The sequence below is a fragment of the Bacillus sp. SIMBA_008 genome (assembly GCF_046535495.1).
Lineage (GTDB): Bacteria > Bacillota > Bacilli > Bacillales > Bacillaceae > Bacillus > Bacillus subtilis.
In genome coordinates this window covers 1-239 of record NZ_JAWRWL010001191.1, presented here as the reverse complement: position 1 = coordinate 239, position 239 = coordinate 1, and the positions used below count along the sequence as shown (strand labels likewise).

The 239-nt window shown below is 36.4% G+C and carries 1 protein-coding gene; it reads right to left on the bottom strand.

The annotated features are described in order from the left end of the window. Positions 1-239: hypothetical protein (locus SB658_RS27225; RefSeq protein WP_410603657.1), on the bottom strand; the 239-nt coding region annotated here is incomplete at both ends.

Below are 239 nucleotides of genomic sequence, written 5' to 3'. Positions count from 1 at the left end.
ATTTCATTGTTATATCCTACATAAGCAATACTATCTCCATACGTCACTTCTAACGGTACTTCTGTCACTTGCTTATTTCCAAAAATATCTTTCGTTTCTACTTTCACTTTTTGTTCACCGATTTTCGTTGTGTCTGGTTTCCCTACAAAACCTACTACTTCTCCACCTTTTACTTCAACAAATTCCTTCGCGTCTAACGTTTCGTTATTTGTTCCGATTACTACTTTTTGTGGCACTGC